Origin of the sequence: Blautia sp. NSJ-175 (assembly GCF_022867815.1) — a bacterium.
GTDB lineage: Bacteria > Bacillota > Clostridia > Lachnospirales > Lachnospiraceae > Blautia > Blautia celeris.
This window is the reverse complement of record NZ_JALIFQ010000070.1, coordinates 1-526: the sequence shown is the minus strand read 5'-3', so window position 1 is coordinate 526 and position 526 is coordinate 1. Positions and strand designations below refer to the sequence as shown.

Here is a 526-nt window from a genome sequence, read left to right as displayed (position 1 = left end):
TTTCCGGTGGCGATACGCCCAGGGGACACACCCGTACCCATCCCGAACACGATGGTTAAGACCTGGGAGGCCGATGATACTATGCTGGAGACGGCATGGGAAAGCAGGTGGCTGCCGGATTAAAATGGGGATATAGCTCAGTTGGGAGAGCACCTGCCTTGCAAGCAGGGGGTCGAGAGTTCGAATCTCTTTATCTCCACTCAAAACTCAATAAAACGAGTTAGGGCTTATAGCTCAGCTGGTTAGAGCGCACGCCTGATAAGCGTGAGGTCGGTGGTTCGAGTCCACTTAAGCCCACTAGGTAAAGTATTTATACTTTGCCAGCATCGTACCTTGAAAACTGCATATACGAAACATCTAGAATACGTTAAACGTAAAGATAGAGACGAAAACGAGGCGCTGTAGTAAGATACAGCGAATTGAGAAACAAAAACCAAGCAACAACCCAAGCCGTCAGGTACCAACGCTATGGTATCTGGTAAGGCCAAGCAAGAAAGAGCGCAGGGTGGATGCCTTGGCACTAAGA

General features: G+C 49.2%; 2 tRNA genes and 1 rRNA gene. All 3 read left to right on the top strand.

Annotated features, from left to right (window positions below):
• Nucleotides 1-2 precede the first annotated feature (2 nt).
• The 3 genes from rrf to MUB35_RS30400 all read left to right on the top strand — a co-directional run bounded on the left by rrf (nucleotide 3) and on the right by MUB35_RS30400 (nucleotide 297).
• Nucleotides 3-120 (top strand): 5S ribosomal RNA (gene rrf / locus MUB35_RS30410).
• A gap of 6 nt (nucleotides 121-126) precedes the next feature.
• A tRNA-Ala gene (locus tag MUB35_RS30405) sits at nucleotides 127-199 on the top strand.
• A gap of 24 nt (nucleotides 200-223) precedes the next feature.
• Nucleotides 224-297, top strand: a tRNA-Ile gene (locus tag MUB35_RS30400).
• Nucleotides 298-526 lie beyond the last annotated feature (229 nt).